This is a genomic window from Peterkaempfera podocarpi (assembly GCF_042466665.1).
Lineage (GTDB): Bacteria > Actinomycetota > Actinomycetes > Streptomycetales > Streptomycetaceae > Peterkaempfera > Peterkaempfera podocarpi.
In genome coordinates, this window is the sequence record NZ_CP162102.1 from 7537106 (window position 1) to 7554741 (window position 17636).

14 protein-coding genes are annotated in these 17636 nt (G+C 71.6%); 5 read left to right on the forward strand and 9 right to left on the reverse strand.

Going from position 1 to position 17636, the window contains the following annotated elements; all coding sequences use genetic code 11:
- Positions 1–358: 358 nt before the first annotated feature.
- Positions 359–4339, forward strand: a complete 3981-nt coding sequence (locus AB0761_RS33025; RefSeq protein ID WP_377272914.1) for an Ig-like domain-containing protein — start codon at positions 359–361, stop codon at positions 4337–4339.
- A 284-nt stretch (positions 4340–4623) separates the two neighbouring features.
- On the opposite strand, the gene AB0761_RS33030 is transcribed toward AB0761_RS33025, so the two are convergent.
- The 9 genes from AB0761_RS33030 to AB0761_RS33070 are packed head-to-tail and all read right to left on the reverse strand — an operon-like array spanning position 4624 to position 12662.
- The gene (locus AB0761_RS33030) at positions 4624–5505 is read right to left on the reverse strand and encodes an amidohydrolase family protein (protein ID WP_377272915.1); all 882 of its coding nucleotides are present in this window, start codon (positions 5503–5505) and stop codon (positions 4624–4626) included.
- Positions 5502–5813, reverse strand: a complete 312-nt coding sequence (locus AB0761_RS33035; RefSeq protein ID WP_377272917.1) for an L-rhamnose mutarotase — start codon at positions 5811–5813, stop codon at positions 5502–5504. The genes AB0761_RS33030 and AB0761_RS33035 overlap by 4 nt, the downstream gene beginning before the upstream one ends.
- A complete protein-coding gene (locus tag AB0761_RS33040; protein ID WP_377272918.1) occupies positions 5810–6463 on the reverse strand; it encodes a lactate utilization protein C in 654 nt (217 codons plus the stop codon). Before AB0761_RS33040 ends, AB0761_RS33035 begins: the two co-directional genes overlap by 4 nt.
- The gene (locus AB0761_RS33045) at positions 6450–7949 is read right to left on the reverse strand and encodes a lactate utilization protein B (protein ID WP_377272919.1); all 1500 of its coding nucleotides are present in this window, start codon (positions 7947–7949) and stop codon (positions 6450–6452) included. Before AB0761_RS33045 ends, AB0761_RS33040 begins: the two co-directional genes overlap by 14 nt.
- Positions 7946–8686, reverse strand: coding sequence for a (Fe-S)-binding protein (locus AB0761_RS33050; protein WP_377272920.1), 741 nt, complete (start codon positions 8684–8686; stop codon positions 7946–7948). Before AB0761_RS33050 ends, AB0761_RS33045 begins: the two co-directional genes overlap by 4 nt.
- Positions 8686–9684 carry an aldo/keto reductase gene (locus AB0761_RS33055; protein ID WP_377272921.1) on the reverse strand — a complete coding sequence of 333 codons (999 nt, stop codon included), beginning with the start codon at positions 9682–9684 and terminating at the stop codon, positions 8686–8688. The genes AB0761_RS33050 and AB0761_RS33055 overlap by 1 nt, the downstream gene beginning before the upstream one ends.
- Before the next feature lie 5 nt (positions 9685–9689).
- On the reverse strand, positions 9690–10445 hold the full coding sequence (locus tag AB0761_RS33060; RefSeq protein ID WP_377272922.1) for an SDR family NAD(P)-dependent oxidoreductase: 756 nt from the start codon (positions 10443–10445) through the stop codon (positions 9690–9692).
- Positions 10442–11782, reverse strand: coding sequence for an L-fuconate dehydratase (locus AB0761_RS33065; protein ID WP_377272923.1), 1341 nt, complete (start codon positions 11780–11782; stop codon positions 10442–10444). Before AB0761_RS33065 ends, AB0761_RS33060 begins: the two co-directional genes overlap by 4 nt.
- Positions 11783–11810: 28 nt before the next feature.
- Complete coding sequence (locus tag AB0761_RS33070; RefSeq protein ID WP_377272924.1) at positions 11811–12662, reverse strand: fumarylacetoacetate hydrolase family protein; 852 nt, start codon at positions 12660–12662, stop codon at positions 11811–11813.
- 349 nt (positions 12663–13011) lie between these two features.
- Here AB0761_RS33070 and AB0761_RS33075 point away from each other — a divergent pair, with 349 nt between their 5' ends.
- From AB0761_RS33075 to AB0761_RS33090, 4 genes are read left to right on the forward strand one after another with little or no spacing between them, the layout of a single operon-like run.
- Positions 13012–14064 carry a sugar ABC transporter substrate-binding protein gene (locus AB0761_RS33075; RefSeq protein ID WP_377272925.1) on the forward strand — a complete coding sequence of 351 codons (1053 nt, stop codon included), beginning with the start codon at positions 13012–13014 and terminating at the stop codon, positions 14062–14064.
- 53 nt (positions 14065–14117) lie between these two features.
- A complete protein-coding gene (locus tag AB0761_RS33080) occupies positions 14118–15710 on the forward strand; it encodes a sugar ABC transporter ATP-binding protein (RefSeq protein ID WP_377272926.1) in 1593 nt (530 codons plus the stop codon).
- The gene (locus AB0761_RS33085) at positions 15694–16734 is read left to right on the forward strand and encodes an ABC transporter permease (protein WP_377272927.1); all 1041 of its coding nucleotides are present in this window, start codon (positions 15694–15696) and stop codon (positions 16732–16734) included. Before AB0761_RS33080 ends, AB0761_RS33085 begins: the two co-directional genes overlap by 17 nt.
- Positions 16735–16739: 5 nt before the next feature.
- Positions 16740–17444, forward strand: a complete 705-nt coding sequence (locus AB0761_RS33090) for a FadR/GntR family transcriptional regulator (protein WP_377272928.1) — start codon at positions 16740–16742, stop codon at positions 17442–17444.
- Positions 17445–17636 lie beyond the last annotated feature (192 nt).

The following is a 17636-nucleotide window of genomic DNA, read 5'->3' on the forward strand; positions in this document are numbered from 1 at the left end:
TCCGATCTGTCGATGGCCTGAGCGGGGATCCGGCGGAACGGCCCATGCGCACGCAGGCGGATGCCCCCCGGCGGCGAAGCTCCCCCGGTGGAGCTGCGGGCCAGGCGGATTCCCAGGCCATGGCCACTGTCGCTGCCGTTGAGGCCGTCGGGGCCGCCGTCTCGGCTCTGTCGGATGACGTTCGCATGCCTCCCTGTCAGAGGTCTTCACGCCGTCGATACGACTGTGCTAGAACGACATTCATCCGATGTTAGCAACCCCAGCTCGGCTCAACTGCCGTACCGGGCCGGGGAAAATCCGGCATTCGTCGGATCACTGACACCTTTCTCTTTGCCGCCGCACAGCTCTGGAGGGCATTGTGCAGATCGTTCCGTACTACCGGAGGGGCCGGTTCAGGCGCGGGCTCTCACTCGGGTCGGCGCTGCTCGCCGGACTCGCAGGCCTCGTCCTGACCAACCCCACCGCCGCCGATGCGGCGACGGAGACCACCACCGCCTGGAAGGGCGGCGCCTTCCACCTGGACCCGACCGGGGTCGTCAGCCGTTCCGACATCGTGCTCGGATCGCCGAACCTGGACCCGACCGCGTCCATGCCGCTGGGCAATGGATCGCTGGGGGTCGCGGCCTGGGCCGCGGGCGGCTTCACCGCCCAGCTGAACCGCTCGGACACCATGCCGGACCGCAAGTCGCCGGGGCAGCTCAACATCCCCGGCCTGTCGGTGATCTCGCACGCCGCCGACTTCAGCGGCCACCTGGACCTCACCGACGGTGTGCTCCGGGAGTCCGGCGGCGGCATGTCGTTGAAGGCCTGGGTGTCGGCGACCAAGGACGAACTGATCGTCGACGTCTCCGGCGCCAACCCCGACATCCCCCAGACCGCCACCATCAACCTCTGGTCCGGCCGCAAGCCGGCCGCCGCGGTCTCCGGCACCGTCGGCACGCTCGCCGAGACCTGGAAGGACGGCGCACCGCCGATCGGGAGCGGGGAGACCTTCGGCTCGCTGGCGGCCATCACCGCCGACGGCCGCAAGGTGAACACCACGGTGGCGAGCCCCACCCAGGTGAAGGTCGACTTCAAACCGCATGCCGACGGGACCTTCCGGGTCGTCGTCGGTTCGCCCGCCTGGTCGGGCGGGGACGCCGCCGCCACCGCGGACGCGCTCCTCGGCAAGGACGCGACCGCACGCGAGTCGACGCTGATGGACGCCCAGGACAGCTGGTGGAACACCTTCTGGACGCACTCCGGTCTGATCGAAACGGACTCGGCGGACGGCAGCGCCGCCTACATCGAGAACCTCCGCACGCTGTACCTCTACGCGGAGGCGGCGTCGATGAAGAAGGGCATCTACCCCGGCAGCCAGGCCGGTGAGGCCGACATGTTCGCCTGGGCCAAGGACAACCAGACCTGGACGCCCTCGGCGTACTGGCTCTGGAACCTGCGCACCCAGATCTCGGCCAACATGAGTTCCGGGAACTACGCCCTGAACACGCCCATCTTCGACATGTACGCGGACGACGTGGACGAGATCGAGGCCTGGACCAAGCTGGCGATGGGCGGCCTCCCGGGCTCCTGCGTGCCGGAGACCATGCGCTTCAACGGCAACGGCCTCGACGTCGCGACGGGCAACTGCAGTGAGGCCAGCTCGCCCAACTGGAACGCCCTGGACATATCGAGCGGCCCCGAGGTGGCGCTCTACATGTGGGAGCAGTACCAGGCCACCAATGACGTCGCCATGCTGCGGAAGTACTTCCCCTTCATGAAGTCGGCCATCCGGTTCCAGCTGGCCTACCAGACCGTCGGCGCCGACGGCCTGCTGCACGCCAACGCCAACGCCCACGAGACCCAGTGGGCCGTCCAGGACCCCACCACCGACATCGCGGTGGACCGCGCGCTCTTCCCGGTCATCGTGCAGGCGGCCAAGGTGCTCGGCACGGCCGGCACCACCGACGCCGACCTGGTCCAGCAGGTGACCAAGGCCGAGACCCAGATCCCGCCGTACCCGCGGACCGACCAGGCCACCCGGACGGCGCTGCTGAACCCGCACTACACCGAGGCCGAGACCCAGGCCGCGGACGCGACCGGCACCGACATGCTCGCGATCTCCTACGAGCCCGCGGCGCAGCGCCGCAACGGCGAGAACATCGAGCTGGAGCCGCTGTGGCCGTGGAACACGGTCAGCGACCAGGACAGCAACCTGTTCGCGCTGGAGCAGCGCAGCTACGCCCACCGGCCCAACAAGGGCGGCAACGACTGGTCGATGGACGCCATCGACGCGGCCCGGTTGCAGAACGCCGCCGAGGTGCGCAGCAGCCTGGTCTCCATCACCGAGGGGCACCAGGTCTACCCCAACGGCTTCGCCGACCTGGGGAACTCCGTCGGGTACCAGCCCTACATCGAGCAGCAGTCCGGCGTGGCGGCCGCGGTCAACGAGGCCCTCGTGCAGGACTACGACGGCATCGTCCGCTTCGCCCCGGCGTGGCCCAGTGACTGGGACGTCAGCGGCAGCGTCTGGATCCAGGGCAACAGCAAGGTCGACGTCCAGATGCAGGGCGGCAAGCTGGTCACCGCCGCGATCGAGGCCGGCACCACCGGCACGCTGCGGGTGAAGAACCCGTGGGCCGGCCAGCAGGTCGAGGTCGTCGACGGCCACAACGGCCGGGTGGTGGTGCCCGCGAGCAGCGACGCCCTGCTGGACGTGCCGGTGAAGGCCGGTTCTTCGTACCTAGTGCAGCAGGTCTCCGCACCCACCACGGCACTGCCGTTCGCCAAGGTGACCGGAAACGCGCCCACCCAGGCACGGCACCTCGGCGGCGTGCAGCTCGGCCTGGACGCCACCGCCCGGTCCGGCAGCGCCACCGTCGGCACCGTCCTCGGCGGCACCAACCACGGCTACGGCCTGACCCAGGTCGACGACACCACCTCCGCGGGCGGAACCACCACGGCCTCCGTGGTCGACGGGCTGACGGCGCGTACGACCGGCGCCGGACGCGGTGACAACGACATGTACTTCGACATCGACAACGACATCGCGGCGACCGGCGACTACGACGCCACGGTCTCGGTGTCCTACCTCGACAGCGGCAAGGGCGACATCTCGGTGCAGTACGACGCCGGGCCCAACGACCCCAAGCATGTCGCGGGCACCATCACGCTGACCGACACCGGGACCTGGAAGACGGCCCAGGTCGCCGTCGACGGCGCCTGGTTCGGCGGACTGCAGCGTGGGGGCACGGACCTGCGCCTGCACGCCTGCAACGACATCACGGTGCACAGCGTCGGCGTGAACGTCACCGGGCCGTGGGTGGCCGACCAGCACGCCTTCCCGCCCGCGCCGGCGATCACCACCCCGCACAGCGGTGCCACCGTCAAGCTGGCCTCGTCGATCTCGGGCACGACCATTCCGGACGGGGTCGTGACCGTGCACAAGGGCTCGGACACGGTGTGCTCCGCCACGGCCGACGACAGCGGTGCATGGAGCTGCGCCCCCGCCGACGGTCTCACCCCGGGACGGCAGACCGTCACCGCGACGGTGGCCGACCCGAGCGGACTGGTCAGTGACGCCTCGGCCGGGCTGGCCTTCGACGCCTCCGATCTGCCGCCCGGCACCGCCGTGGTCGGTGCGGTCGTCGGAACCGACAACCACTCCTACGGCCTGAGCGAGGACGAGCGGCCCTCGGGCGGCTTCGACGGCCCGACGACCGCGTCGGTGATCGACGGCCTGACGGCGCGCACCAGCACCAACAGCAACATCTACTTCGACATCGACGACTCCGTCGCCCATGCGGGGTACTACTCGGCGACCTTCACCATCGCGTACTACGACCAGGGCAACGGTTCGTTCGCCGTCCACTACGACAACGGCACCTCGGACCCGTACAAGTCGACCGCGAGCATTCCGCTGACCGGGACCAACACCTGGAAGACCGCGACGGTGAGTGCCTCGGACGCCTACTTCGGCGGCCAGCAGCACTCCGCCGCCGACTTCCGCCTGCGCAACGGAGGCGGCCAGGTGACGGTGCACAGCGTGGTGGTGAAGATCAGTGGGGACGGTGTCCCCAATGTCACCGACTTCGCCCCGCCGGTCACCATCACCTCGCCGGAGGCGGGTGCCACGGTCGCTGCCGACCCGACGGTCTCGGGAACCAGTGAGCCGGACGCCCGGATCACCGTCAAGGCGGACGGAACGACGCTCTGCACGGCGACGGCATCCGACGCCGGTGTGTGGAGCTGCTCGGGGACGCAGGCGCTGGCCGCCGGGGAGCACACGCTCACCGCGACGGCCACGGATGCCACCGCCACACCGGCGGCGGCAGCCTCGCTCTCCGTCACCGTGCAGTAGTCGGCCGAGCAGGGGGCCCGCGGCGGCGGGCCCCCACCGGCAACAGGCCCGGCGGTGCCCCGGGGCGTACTCCACGCCCCGGGGCACCGCCGGGCCTGTGCTCGTACTGCCTGTACTCGTACTGCCTGCACCTGTACCGCCTGCACCACCGCCCTGCCGACCGAGGACGAAAGCCCGGACGTGACAGGCGACCTGACAACACATCGGGCCCGTCCCCCACGCCGTGGCGCAGAGAACGGGCCCGATTGCCGGCTGTGCAGGAGAGGGCGGCCGCGGGCCGTCCCTCACTCCCCCCGGAGGTCCGCCTGAGGATCCGGCAGCCTGTAGACCGCGGTGGCCGTACCCCCGAAGACCGCGGCCTGCTCATCGGGGCCGAGGCCCGCGGTGAGCTCCCGGGCGGCGTCCGCCACCTGCCCGTACGAGGCCGCCAGCAGGCAGACCGGCCAGTCCGAGCCGAACATCAGCCGCTGTGGGCCGAAGGCGTCCAGCGCGGCATCGGTGAAGGGCCGCAGCTGCGCGCAGCTCCAGCCCGCCCAGTCGGCCTCGGTCACCAGCCCGGAGAGCTTGGCCGCCGTGTTGGGCAGCGCGGCCAGCGCGCGGATGTCCGCCGACCAGGGGTCGAGGCCGCCGGCGGCGACCGGCGGCTTGCCGAGGTGGTCCAGGACGAAGGTCAGCTGCGGCAGCCGCTCCGCGGCCGCGACCGCGGCGGGGAGCTGGTGCGGCAGCACGACCAGGTCGTACACCAGCCCCGCCTCCGCGACCGCGGCCAGCCCCCTCAGTACCTCCGGCCGCAGCAGCCACTGCGGGTCCGGCTCGCCCTGCACCTGGTGGCGGATGCCGACCAGCGACCCGCCGCCGGGCAGTTCCCGCAGCCGGGCCAGGGTGTCGGCGACATCCACGGCGGTGAGGTCGGTCCATCCCACGACCCCGGCCACCAGGTCGCTGTCCGCGGCGAGTTGCAGGAACTCAGGGGTCTCCGCGGCGACCGTGACGGTCTGCACCAGCACGGACCGGGTCACCCCGGCGGCCGCCGCCTCGGGGGCCAGGTCGGCCAGGCCGAAGCTGCGCCGCAGCGGGGCCAGCTCGGGGCCGGTGATCCAGTCCTGGTCGCGGACCGCGAGGTCCCAGACATGGTGGTGGGCGTCGACGACCGGCGGCACGCTCACAGCTCCCACACCACCGGCAGCCCCGCCCCGGCCCCGTCGGCGGAGTAGTCGTGGACGACGTCCAGCAGCTCGGCCATCCGGGCCTGCCAGGCGACATTGACGGGCAGCTGCTCCAGCTCGGCGAGGAGCGCGGCGTAGTCCTCGCACTCCAGCAGATGGAAGAGCTCGGTGCCGCTGCGCCAGATCGTCCAGGACGAGACACCGGCGGCCCGGATCGCCGCGACCAGCTCCTCGGGCACCTCGCGGTGCGCCTGCTCGTACTCCTCGGTCCGGTCGGCGCGGACCCTGGTGTGCAGGGCGATTCTCATCCCACCTCCTGGGGCTGGTCCCGGTCGACGACCAGGACGTCGAGGGTGCGCGGGCCGTGTACGCCCTCGACCCGGTCGAGTTCGATGTCGCTGGTGGCGGAGGGGCCGGAGACAAAGGTCAGCGGCCGGGCCGGATCGAGCAGTGCGAGGGCCTCGGGGACGTCGCCGACGATCTGGTCGGCCCGCACCACGCACAGGTGGTAGTCCGGCAGCAGGGTCAGCACCCGCCGGCCCTGGCCGGGTCCGGCGTCCAGCACGATGGTGCCGGTCACCGCGATGGCAGCGGCGGCCGTGCTCAGCACACCACCGGCGGCGTCGAGTTCCGCGACGCTCAGCGGCTCCTGGTCGTCGAGGCGGTTCCACGGGCCCTCGGGCAGCAGCTCCTCGGGGAAGCCGGGAGGGACCACCAGGTCGGCGATCCGCTGCTCGCCGAGCATCCGGGCGATCGCCGCCGGTGCGTCGGCGGCGCTCGTCCGGACCACCCGGGCCCGGTAGTCGGCGACCCGCTCGGCGAACAGCCCGACCACATCGGCCCCCGCGTGGCTGCGCAGATAGTCGCGCGGGACCGGTACATCAGCGGGGGTCTCGTCGTCCGGTACGTCCGCCAGCGCGGCGCGGATCCGTCCCAGCACGATGTCACGGGCCGTCATGGCCGGCCTCCTTCTCGGGTCCGTCTTCCCGGGTCCGCTGCCACCAGCTGCGGAAGGACTCGGCGGGCGGCGTGGGGGTGTCCCGGGCAGCCGACCAGCGGCGCAGCGGTCCGGGGAGTGTACCGATGGTCCCGCCGCGGCCCAGCAGCCGCCCGCCCAGGGCGGCGGCCCGCTGGGCGAGGGCGAGCCGGCGCGGCGAGCCCAGTACGGTGCCCGCGGCCTTCATCGCCAGCGCCTCGGCCGACGGCACGGCGCTGCCGCGCCGCTTCGCCTCCACGACCTCGGCGCGCAGATGCGCCAGCACCTGCGGGATGTCGATCCGCACCGGGCAGGCGTCGTAGCAGGCCCCGCACAGGGTGGAGGCGAACGGCAGCGAGGCCGCGTGCTCCACCCCGACCAGCTGGGGGGTGAGCACCGCTCCGATCGGGCCTGGATAGACCGAGCCGTAGGCATGGCCGCCGGTGCGTTCGTAGACCGGGCAGACATTGAGGCAGGCCGAGCAGCGGATGCAGGCCAGCGCCTGGCGGCCGACGGTGTCGCGCAGGGTGGCGGTGCGGCCGTTGTCCAGCAGCACCAGGTGGAACTCCTGAGGGCCGTCGCCCCCGGTCACCCCGGTCCACATCGAGGTGTAGGGGTTCATCCGCTCGCCGGTCGAGGACCGCGGCAGCAGCTGGAGGAAGACCTCCAGGTCGGCGAAGTCGGGGAGGACCTTCTCGATGCCCATGACCGTGATCAGGGTCTGCGGCAGTGTCAGGCACATCCGGCCGTTGCCCTCGGACTCCACCACTCCGACGGTGCCGGCCGTGGCGACGGCGAAGTTGGCGCCGGAGACGGCGACCCGGGCGCGCAGGAACTTCTCCCGCAGATGCAGCCGGGCGGCCTCGGCCAGGGCCCGGGGGTCGTCGGACAGCCCCTCGGGCGCCGGACGGCCGCGGCGGCCCATCTCCCGTACGAAGATCTCCCGGATCTCCGCACGGTTGCGGTGGATGGCGGGCACCAGGATGTGCGACGGCCGGTCGTCGCCGAGCTGGACGATCAGCTCGGCCAGGTCGGTCTCGAAGGCGTCGATGCCCTCCGCCGCCAGCGCCTCGTTGAGGCCGATCTCCTGGGTGGCCATCGACTTGACCTTGACGACCTCGTTGGAGCCGGTGGCCCGGACCAGCTCGGTGACGATCCGGTTGGCCTCGGCGGCGTCGGCCGCCCAGTGCACCGTGCCGCCGGCCCGGGTGACGGACTCCTCCAGCTGGACCAGATAGCGGTCGAGGTGGCGAAGGGTGCGGCGCTTGAGGGCGGCCCCGGCCTGGCGCAGCTGCTCCCAGTCGGCGAGTTCCCCGGTGACCGCGAGCCGCTTGTCGCGGATGGTCCCGGTGGCCTTGCCGAGGTTGCGGCGCAGCCCGCTGTCGGCCAGTGCGGTGCGGGCGGCCTCCGGGAAGGACGGCGCCCCCAGCCAGACCACATTGTGCGGGGCCTGGTCCTTTCCGCTCATCGGGCGTCTCCTTCGGTGGCCGCGAGGATCTCCGCCAGGTGCAGGGCGCGCACCCCGGTGCGCAGCCGGCTGAGGCCGCCGCCGATGTGCATCAGGCAGGAGTTGTCGGCCGAGCACAGCACCTCGGCGCCGGTGTCCAGCACTCCGCGCATCTTGTCGGCGAGCATCGCGGTGGAGGTCTCGGCGTTCTTCAGCGCGAAGGTCCCGCCGAAGCCGCAGCAGGAGTCGGCCCGGGGCAGTTCGACCAGGTCGATGCCGCGGACCTCGCGCAGCAGCCGCAGCGGGCGGTCGCCCAGCCGGAGCATCCGCAGGGAGTGGCAGGTGGGGTGGTAGGTGACGCGATGCGGGAAGTGGGCGCCGACGTCGGTCACGCCGAGGACGTCCACCAGCAGTTCGGTCAGCTCGTACACCCGTGGCGCCACCTCGGCGACGGCCTTGCGCAGGCCGTCGTCGCCGTACTGCTCGGCGACCACCGCGTGGTTGTCGCGGACCATGCCGGCGCAGGACGCGGAGGGGGTGACCACGGCGTCGTACCCGGCGAAGGTCTCGGCGAAGCCGCGGACCAGGGGCAGCGCCTCCGGGCGGTAGCCGGTGTTGAAGTGCATCTGGCCGCAGCAGGTCTGCGCCTGGGGGAACTCCACGGTGTGGCCGAGGCGTTCCAGCAGCTTGACGACCGCCCGGCCGGTGCCGGGGTAGAGGGTGTCGTTGAAGCAGGTGATGAAGAGGGCGATGCGCATCACGCCGGCCCTTCGGCCGTGGGCACCGGGACGTCCGCTTCGAGCAGTCCCTCGGACTTGAGCGCGGCCCACAGTGCGTCGGGCAGCGGGTGCTCGATCATCGCCGCGGCGTCCTCGACCTCGTGGGCGCTGCGGGTGCCGACCAGCACCCCGGCCACCGCGCGGTGGCCGAGCGGGAACTGCAGGGCCGCGGCGCGCAGCGGGACGTCGTACCGCTCGCAGACCGCCTTGATCCGCAGGGCCCGCTCCAGCAGCGCCTGGGGCGCGGCCGTGTAGTCGAAGGTCGCGCCGGGCGCGGGGTCGGCGAGCAGACCGGAGTTGAAGGCGCCGCCGACCACGACGGACACCCCCCGCCGCTCGGCCTCGGGCAGCAGCTCGGCAAGGCCGCCCTGGTCCAGCAGGGTGTACCGGCCGGCCAGCAGCACCACGTCGACATCGGTCTCGCGGACGAACCGGGTGAGCATCGCGGCCTGGTTCATCCCGGCGCCGATCGCCCCCACGACGCCTTCGGCGCGCAGCCGCTCCAGCTCCGGGTAGGCGGTGTCGAACGCGGCCTGCTCATGGTCGTCCGGGTCGTGCAGATAGACGATGTCGATCCGGTCCAGACCGAGCCGGGTCAGGCTCTGCTCGATGGACGAGCGCACCCCCGCGGCGCTGAAGTCCCAGACCCGCCGGTGGTCGGCGGGCACCGCGAAGCCGTTGTCCAGGTCGGTGCCGTGCGGCGGATCCACGGGACGGAGCAGCCGGCCGGCCTTGGTGGAGACGGCGTACTCCGCACGCGGGTACTGCCGCAGCGCCTCGCCCAGCCTGCGCTCCGAGAGTCCCAGGCCGTAGTGCGGGGCGGTGTCGAAGTAGCGCACCCCGGCGCCCCAGGCGGCCTCGACCGCAGCCCGTGCCTGGTCCTCGGTGACCTCGGTGAAGAGGTTGCCGATGCCGGCCGCCCCGAAGGACAGCCGGGTGACGGGCACGGTGCTGCGGCCGAGGACGCGCCGGTGCACGGCGCTCACTGTCCCACCGGGCGCAGGCGCAGCCCGGCCATACCGCCGTCGACGGCGAGGCTGGTGCCCGTGGTGGAGCCGGCGAGCGGGCTCGCCAGGTACGCCACCGCGGCGGCGACCTCCTCCGCGCTGACCAGGCGGCCGTGCGGCTGACGGGCGCTGAGCGCGGCGCGCTCCGCGGCGGGGTCGTCGGCGGCGTCCAGCAGGCGGCCCACCCAGGGGGTGTCGACGGTGCCCGGGTTGACGCAGTTGACCCGGATGCCCTCGCGGACGTGGTCGGCCGCCATGGCCAGGGTGAGCGACAGCACGGCGCCCTTGCTCGCCGAGTACAGGGCGCGCTGCGGCAGTCCGGCGGTGGCCGCGATGGAGCAGGTGTTGACGATCGCCGCGTGCTCGGAGGCCCGCAGGTGCGGGAGGGCCGCGCGGGTGGTGCGGACGATGCCCAGGACGTTGACGTCCAGGACGCGGTGCCACTGCTCGTCGGGGTTGTCCTCGACGGTGCCGGCGGCGCCGATGCCGGCGTTGTTGACCAGGATGTCGATCCCGCCGAGGGTCTCGGCGGCCTGCTGGACGGCGCTGCGTACGGAGGCGTCGTCGCAGACGTCGGCCCGCAGCCCGGTAAGCGGCGCGGCCACGCCCGCCGGGTCGAGGTCCAGGACGGCGACGCTCGCCCCGCGCTCGGCGAGCAGCTGCGCGGTCGCGAGGCCGATGCCGGACGCACCGCCGGTCACGATGGCTCGGAGGCCCTGAAGTTCGGTCATGCCGTCACCGCCTTGGTGGTCGCAGTGTCCGCGGCCCAGAAGGTGCCGTGGGGGTAGCTGTAGGTCGCGATGGAGTCGTGGTGCATCTGCGCGGAGAATCCCGGTGCGGTGGGCGCGGCGTAGTGGCCGTCCTGGATCACCGTAGGAGTGACGAAGTGCTCGTGCAGGTGGTCGACGAACTCGATGACCCGGTTCTCGGTGGTGCCGGAGAGCGCGACATAGTCGAACATCGACAGGTGCTGCACCAGCTCGCACAGCCCCACCCCGCCGGCGTGCGGGCACACCGGGACGCCGAACTTCGCGGCGAGCAGCAGGATCGCCAGGTTCTCGTTGACCCCGCCGACCCGGGCGGCGTCCAGTTGCAGCACGTCGATGGCGCCGGCCTGGAGCAGCTGCTTGAAGATGATCCGGTTCTGCACATGCTCGCCGGTGGCCACCTTGATCGGGGCCACGCCCTTGCGTACCGCCGCGTGGCCGAGGATGTCGTCCGGGCTGGTGGGCTCCTCGATCCAGTACGGGTCGAACTCGGCCAGGGCCCGGGTCCACTCGACTGCCTCGTCGACGTTCCAGCGCTGGTTGGCGTCGATGGCGATCCGGATGTCGGGGCCGACCGCGGCGCGTGCCGTCCGGCAGCGGCGGATGTCGTCCTGGAGGTCGGCGCCGACCTTCAGCTTGATCTGGGTGAAGCCCTCGGCGACCGCCTCCCGGGCGAGCCGGGTCAGCTTGTCGTCGCTGTAGCCGAGCCAGCCGGGCGAGGTGGTGTAGGCGGGGTAGCCGCGCTCCAGAAGTGCCGCGGTCCGTTCCTCGCCGCCCGCACGGCCGCGGCGCAGCAGGTCGAGGGCCTCCTCGGGGGTGAGCGCGTCGGCGATGTAGCGGAAGTCCACCTGGGAGACCAGCCAGGCCGGGTCGCCCTCGGCGAGCAGTTGCCACAGCGGCTTGCGGGCGCGCTTGGCTGCCAGGTCCCAGACCGCGTTGACCACGGCGCCGATCGCCATGTGCATCACGCCCTTCTCGGGGCCGAGCCAGCGCAGCTGACTGTCTCCGATCAGGTCGCGGTTGAGTGTTCCGGGGTCGGCGCACAGCTGGTCGACCGGACGTCCGACGATGTGCTCGCGCAGCGCCTCGATCGCCGCGACCTGGACATCGTTGCCGCGGCCGATGGTGAAGGCGAAGCCGTGGCCCTCCAGGCCGTCGCCGGCGTCGGTGCGCAGCACCAGGTAGGCGGCGGAGTAGTCGGGGTCGGGGTTCATCGCGTCGGAGCCGTCCAACTCCCGTGACGTGGGGAAGCGGATGTCGTACGTCTCCACAGCGGTGATCCGGGCCGTCTTTGCGGACAAGGCGGTTCCTCTCGGGGCTGTCCGGCCGTCAGGCCTGGGCGAAGGTCTGGCGCTGACGGCCGAGCCGGTCGATGCTCAGCTCTACGGTGTCGCCGGCGCGCAGATAGGGGTTGTCCGGGAGGCCGAGCGCAACGCCGGCCGGAGTGCCGGTGTTGATCACGTCACCGGGCTCCAGCACCATGTACTGGCTGAGGTACTGGATGATGTGGGCGACGTCGAAGATCATGTCCTTGGCGCTGCCGTCCTGCCGGCTCCGGCCGTTGACGGACAGCCGCAGTCCGAGCGCCTGCGGGTCGCCGACCTCGTCGGGCGTGACCAGCCAGGGGCCCAGCGGGTTGAAGGTCTCGCAGGACTTGCCGAGGTCCCACTGGCCGGAGTACTCCAGCTGGAACTCGCGCTCGGAGACGTCGTTGCTGATGGCGTAGCCCGCGACGGCGGCGTACGCCTCCTCGGCGGACTGGAGGTAGCGCGCCCGGCTGCCGATGACGACGGCCAGCTCCACCTCCCAGTCGGTCTTCACCGATCCACGCGGGATCAGCACCTCGTCCTCGGGGCCGACCACCGTGCCGGGGTCCTTCATGAAGACCACGGGCCGGGCGGGGATCGCGGCACCGGTCTCCGCCGCGTGGTCGCGGTAGTTGAGCCCGATGCAGACCACCTTCCCGGGACGGGCCACCGGGGCGCCGATGCGCAGTCCGGAGGGGTCGGTCTCGGGCAGGGTGCCTGCTTCCAGGGCCTCGCGCAGCCGGGCGACTCCGCCGTCCGCGAAGAAGCGGGAGTCGAAGTCGGCGGTCACGGAAGCGGCGTCCAGGGTCCGGCCGTCGTCGGTGCGTACGACGGGCCGTTCCTCGCCCACCGCACCCAGGCGCATCAGTTTCATGGGTGTCAACCCTCCAGTCGTCATAGATCGGATCTATCGCTGCGACAGTCTGGACACTACTGACCCGCATCGACGCTCGCAAGGAAGTCATCCGATGTTTTCGTCAGTGCAGGTGGGAGGCGGCCCTATGAGGGGAGTGAGGATCCCCCAAAGCCCCGCTACCTGGGCGGTTTGATGGGTTTGGTCCCGCCCGGTGCAGAACCCGTGAAGCCGCTCGGTCAGATTCACCCGATGAAAGGTCTTGCCAGCGGTGATACGCGGTCGTAACGTCCTCACCGCCGCAGAGACATCCGATGACAACTCTCTCGCGAGACACCCCTGCCCGTACGCAAAGAGGAGAGCACCGACGATGAAGCTCCACACTGTCCGTACCGCGGCTGCCGTGGCCGGAGTGGTCCTGCTCGCGGGTACTGCCACCGCCTGCAACCGTGGCAGCGACACCCCTGCCAAGACCGGTGCGAACGCCAAGCCGGCCCTCGGCATCGACCTGCCGCGCGCGGACTCCGACTTCTGGAACTCCTACGCCCAGTACATCAGACAGGACGTCTCCAGCCAGGGCCTGCACACCCTGCCGCTCAGCAACTCCCAGAACGACATCACCAAGCTCGTCGCCAACGTCCAGGTGTTCCAGAACACCGGCGCCAAGGCCGTGGTGATGGCTCCCCAGGACACCGGCGCCATCGTCTCCACCCTGGACCAGCTCGCCGCCAAGAAGATCCCGGTGGTCAGCGTGGACACCCGCCCCGACAAGGGCCAGGTGTACATGGTGGTCCGCGCCGACAACCGCGCGTACGGCACCAAGGCCTGCGACTTCCTCGGCAAGCAGCTCGGCGGCAAGGGCAAGGTCGCGGAGTTCCAGGGGGCCCTGGACTCCATCAACGGGCGTGACCGCTCGGAGGCCTTCGCCGAGTGCATGAAGACCAAGTTCCCCGGCATCAAGGTCTTCGAGCTGGCCACCGACTGGAAGGGCGACGTCGCCTCGGCGAAGCTGCAGAGCACGCTCGCCCAGAACCCCGACCTGAACGGCATCTACATGCAGGCCGGCGGCGTCTTCCTGCAGCCCACCCTGGCGCTGCTGCAGCAGAAGGGCCTGCTCAAGCCGCCGGGTCAGCCCGGCCACATCACCATCATCTCCAACGACGGCATCCCGCAGGAGTTCGACGCGATCCGCAAGGGCCAGATCGACGCCACCGTCTCCCAGCCGGCCGACCTCTACGCCAAGTACGCGCTCTTCTACGCGGAGGCGGCGGCCGAGGGCAAGACCTTCAAGCCCGGCCCCACCGACCACGACTCCAACATCATCCAGATCCCCAACGGCCTGGAGGACCAGCTGCCCGCGCCGCTGGTGACCAAGGACAACGTGGACGACAAGAGCCTGTGGGGCAACAACATCGCCAAGTGAGCGGCGATCCGGCTCACGCCACCCGGGCCCCTACAGAAAGGAAGTCACCCACCATGGCCGACACGGTGACCGCCCCCCTCGCGGGGGCGGCCGACCCGACCCCCGTGGTCGAGGCCACCGGGATCACCAAGCGGTTCGGTGCCACCGTCGCCCTGCACGACGCACGCATCACGGTGGCTCCGGGCGAGTCCCATGCGCTGGTCGGCCGCAACGGTGCCGGCAAGTCCACGCTGGTCTCGATCCTCACCGGCATCCAGCAGCCGGACAGCGGAACCCTGCTGCTGTCCGGCAGTCCCGCCCCCGCGTTCGGCGACACCGACGCCTGGCGTTCCCGGGTCGCCTGCGTCTACCAGCGCTCCACCGTCATCGGTGAGCTGACGGTGGCGGAGAACCTCTTCCTGGGCCGGCAGAGCCAGAGCGCACTCCGTCCGATCCGCTGGAAGGAGCTGCGCCGCCGGGCCGCCGACCTGCTGGCCGAGTACCGGGTGGAGGTCGACCCGGCGGCCCGGGCCCAGGACCTGACGGTCGAGCAGCGCCAGTTCGTGGAGATCGCCCGGGCGCTGTCCTTCGGCTCCCGGTTCATCATCCTCGACGAGCCGACCGCCAAACTCGACGCCCGCGGCATCGACCGGCTCTTCACCAAACTGCGCCAGCTCCAGGAGCAGGGTGTGGCGTTCCTGTTCATCTCGCACCATCTGCAGGAGGTCTACGACCTGTGCAGCAGTGTGACGGTGTACCGCGACGCCCGGCACATCCTCACCGCACCCGTGGCCGAACTGGGCCATGAGGCGCTGGTGGAGGCGATGACCGGGGAGAGCGGCAGCGGGTCCGGGTCCTCCGGGCCCACCCGGCGCACGGTGGCGGCGGACGCACCGGGAGTGCTGGAGATCAGCGGTCTCGAGCTGCCCGGCGCCTACACCGAGGTCTCGCTCACCGTCCGCTCCGGCGAGGTGGTGGGCCTTGCCGGAGCCACCGCCAGCGGCAACGTCCGGCTCGGGGAGACCGTGGCCGGACTGCACCGGCCGCAGGCCGGCCGGATCACCGTGGCCGGCCGGGAACTGCGCACCGGCGATGTGCCGTCCGCGCTGGCGGCCGGCGTCGGCCTGGTCCCCGAGGACCGGCATCTGCAGGGCCTGGTGACCGAGCGCAGCGTCGCGGAGAACGCCACCCTGACCGTGACCGACCAGCTCGGCCCGTACGGGACGGTGCTGCCCTCGCGGACCAGGGCCTTCGCCCAGCGCATGATCGAGGACCTGGACATCAAGACCCCCGGCGCCGCGACACCCGTCTCGGCGCTCTCCGGAGGCAACCAGCAGAAGGTCGTCGTCGCCCGGGCACTGGCCACCCGGCCCCGGGTGGTGGTGGCGATCCGGCCCACCAACGGGGTGGACGTCAAGTCCAAGGAATTCCTGCTCGACCGGTTCCAGCAGGTCGCCGACGACGGCGGCGCAGTGCTGATCGTCTCGGACGAGCTGGACGACCTGCGCAGCTGCGACCGCGTGGTGGCGATGTTCCACGGCCGGACGGCCGGGGAGTTCCAGCCCGGCTGGACCGACGAGCAACTGGTGGCCGCCATGGAGGGCATGGCCGGCCCGCAGGACCCGCACAAGGTGAAGGGAACACCCAGCCATGCCAGCCACGACTGACGCCACGGCGTCCGCGGCCGCAGCCACCGCGGCGCCGACCGCCGGGCGGCGGCCCGGTCTCGACCTGAAGCGCTACCGGGACCTCTCGCTCGTCCCGGTGCTGCTGGTCCTCGGCCTGATCGGTTTCATCGTCTCGCCCGCCTTCCTCACCTCCGACAACCTGATCGGAGTCGCCCAGCAGTCCACCGAGCTGAGCCTGCTGGTGCTGGCGGAGGCACTGATCCTGATCGCCGGCCGGATGGACCTTTCCCTGGAGTCGACCATCGGGGTGGCCCCGGTGATCGCCATGTGGCTGGTGCTGCCCAGCCACGGCGGCCGGTTCCACGGGCTGGGCCTGCTGCCGACCTGGAGCTCCATCCCGGTCTGCCTGGTGGTCGGGGCGCTGATCGGCACCGTGATCGGCTTCCTGATCCTCAAGCTGCAGCTCAACGGGTTCATCGTGACCCTGGGTGCGCTGACCATGCTGCGCGGCCTCCAGGTCGCCATCTCCCAGGGCCAGTCGATCGTCGAGGTGCCCGCCTCCTTCCGCTACCTGGGCAGCACCTCCTGGCTGGGCGTGCCGGCGGCGGTCTGGATCTGCGTGGTCCTCTTCGCCCTCGGCGGCAGCGCGCTGTCCTGGCTCCGGCACGGCCGGGCGCTGTACGCGATCGGCGGCAACAGCGAGGCGGCGCGTACGGCCGGCATCCGGGTCAACCGGATCACCTGGATCGTCCTGATCATCGGCAGCACCCTCGCGGCCTTCGCCGGTGTCCTCTACACCGGCCACTACGGCTCCGTCTCCGCCGACCAGGGCAACGGCTGGATCTTCCAGGTGTTCGCCGCCACCGTCATCGGCGGAGTGAGCCTCAACGGCGGGCGCGGCAACCTCTTCGGTGCGCTCACCGGTGTGCTCACCCTCCAGCTGGTGGTCAATGTGATGACCCTGGCGGGCGTGCCGCCGCTGTGGAACCAGTTCCTCAACGGAGCGATCATCATCATCGCCCTGGTCATCTCCCGCTTCGCCTCCGGCGAGAAGCAGGAGTAGCACCCATGGCGGTCACCGACGACGCGATCGAGAAGATCAAGGCCATGATCGTTTCGGGTGAACTCCCGGAGGGATCCCGGCTCCCCCGGGAGGAGGCCCTCGCCGACCAGCTGGGCCTGTCGCGCAACTCCCTGCGCGAGGCGGTCCGGGCGCTGGTGGCCATGCGGATCCTGATCACACGCCAGGGGGACGGCACCTATGTCTCCAGCCTGGAGCCGCATCTGCTGCTGGACGGCCTGACCTTCGCCTCCGACGTCGCCCAGGGACCGGCCGCCGCGCAGCTGCTCCAGGTCAGGCGGCTGCTGGAGCCACAGGCGGTGGCGCTGGCCGCCTCCCGGGTCACCGAGGACGACGTGGCGGCGCTGACCGTCATCCTCGACCGGTCCGCCCACGCCACCACCGCCGAGGAGTTCGTCGAGCTGGACGTGGCCTTCCACCGCCACATCATCGAACTGGTCGGCAACCCCGTGCTGTCCCTGCTCCTGGAGGTCGTCTCCACCCGCACCCAGCGGGTGCGGGTGCTGCGCGGTATCGACACCGCGGCGGCCCTGGTCTCCGCGCACCGGGAGCACCAGGCGATCCTGGCGGCGCTCGCCGCCAGGGACCCGGCTCTGGCCGCCGCCACCACGGCGGTGCATGTCGCGGGCCTGGAGCAGTGGGTGGCCGAGGGCAGCGCGGCATCCCACCGGTCCGCCGCCGTGGGCGGGTGAACGGAGCGGTTCCCCGGGGCGGCCGGCCGTCTGCCTGCGGCGGCCTCCGGGGCGCCGTCAGCAGACGGCCGGCGCGCTGCCGGTTCCGCGGTGAGCCGCCCGCCGTACCCGGACGGCTCACCGTGCCGGACGGCCGCGCCGCTTGACCTTTGCGGTCCGTCGACGGCGGTCCGGAGCGGGTCGCACCGGTGC

What these genes read in the sequence shown, in the direction of transcription:
- AB0761_RS33050 (WP_377272920.1), bottom strand. Translation starts at nt 8,686, where the DNA reads ATGCGCATCGCCCTCTTCATCACCTGCTTCAACGACACCCTCTACCCC.
- AB0761_RS33040 (WP_377272918.1), bottom strand. Translation starts at nt 6,463, where the DNA reads ATGACGGCCCGTGACATCGTGCTGGGACGGATCCGCGCCGCGCTGGCG.
- AB0761_RS33090 (WP_377272928.1), top strand. Translation starts at nt 16,740, where the DNA reads ATGGCGGTCACCGACGACGCGATCGAGAAGATCAAGGCCATGATCGTT.
- AB0761_RS33060 (WP_377272922.1), bottom strand. Translation starts at nt 10,445, where the DNA reads ATGACCGAACTTCAGGGCCTCCGAGCCATCGTGACCGGCGGTGCGTCC.
- AB0761_RS33070 (WP_377272924.1), bottom strand. Translation starts at nt 12,662, where the DNA reads ATGAAACTGATGCGCCTGGGTGCGGTGGGCGAGGAACGGCCCGTCGTA.
- AB0761_RS33080 (WP_377272926.1), top strand. Translation starts at nt 14,118, where the DNA reads ATGGCCGACACGGTGACCGCCCCCCTCGCGGGGGCGGCCGACCCGACC.
- AB0761_RS33035 (WP_377272917.1), bottom strand. Translation starts at nt 5,813, where the DNA reads ATGAGAATCGCCCTGCACACCAGGGTCCGCGCCGACCGGACCGAGGAG.
- AB0761_RS33075 (WP_377272925.1), top strand. Translation starts at nt 13,012, where the DNA reads ATGAAGCTCCACACTGTCCGTACCGCGGCTGCCGTGGCCGGAGTGGTC.
- AB0761_RS33085 (WP_377272927.1), top strand. Translation starts at nt 15,694, where the DNA reads ATGCCAGCCACGACTGACGCCACGGCGTCCGCGGCCGCAGCCACCGCG.
- AB0761_RS33045 (WP_377272919.1), bottom strand. Translation starts at nt 7,949, where the DNA reads ATGAGCGGAAAGGACCAGGCCCCGCACAATGTGGTCTGGCTGGGGGCG.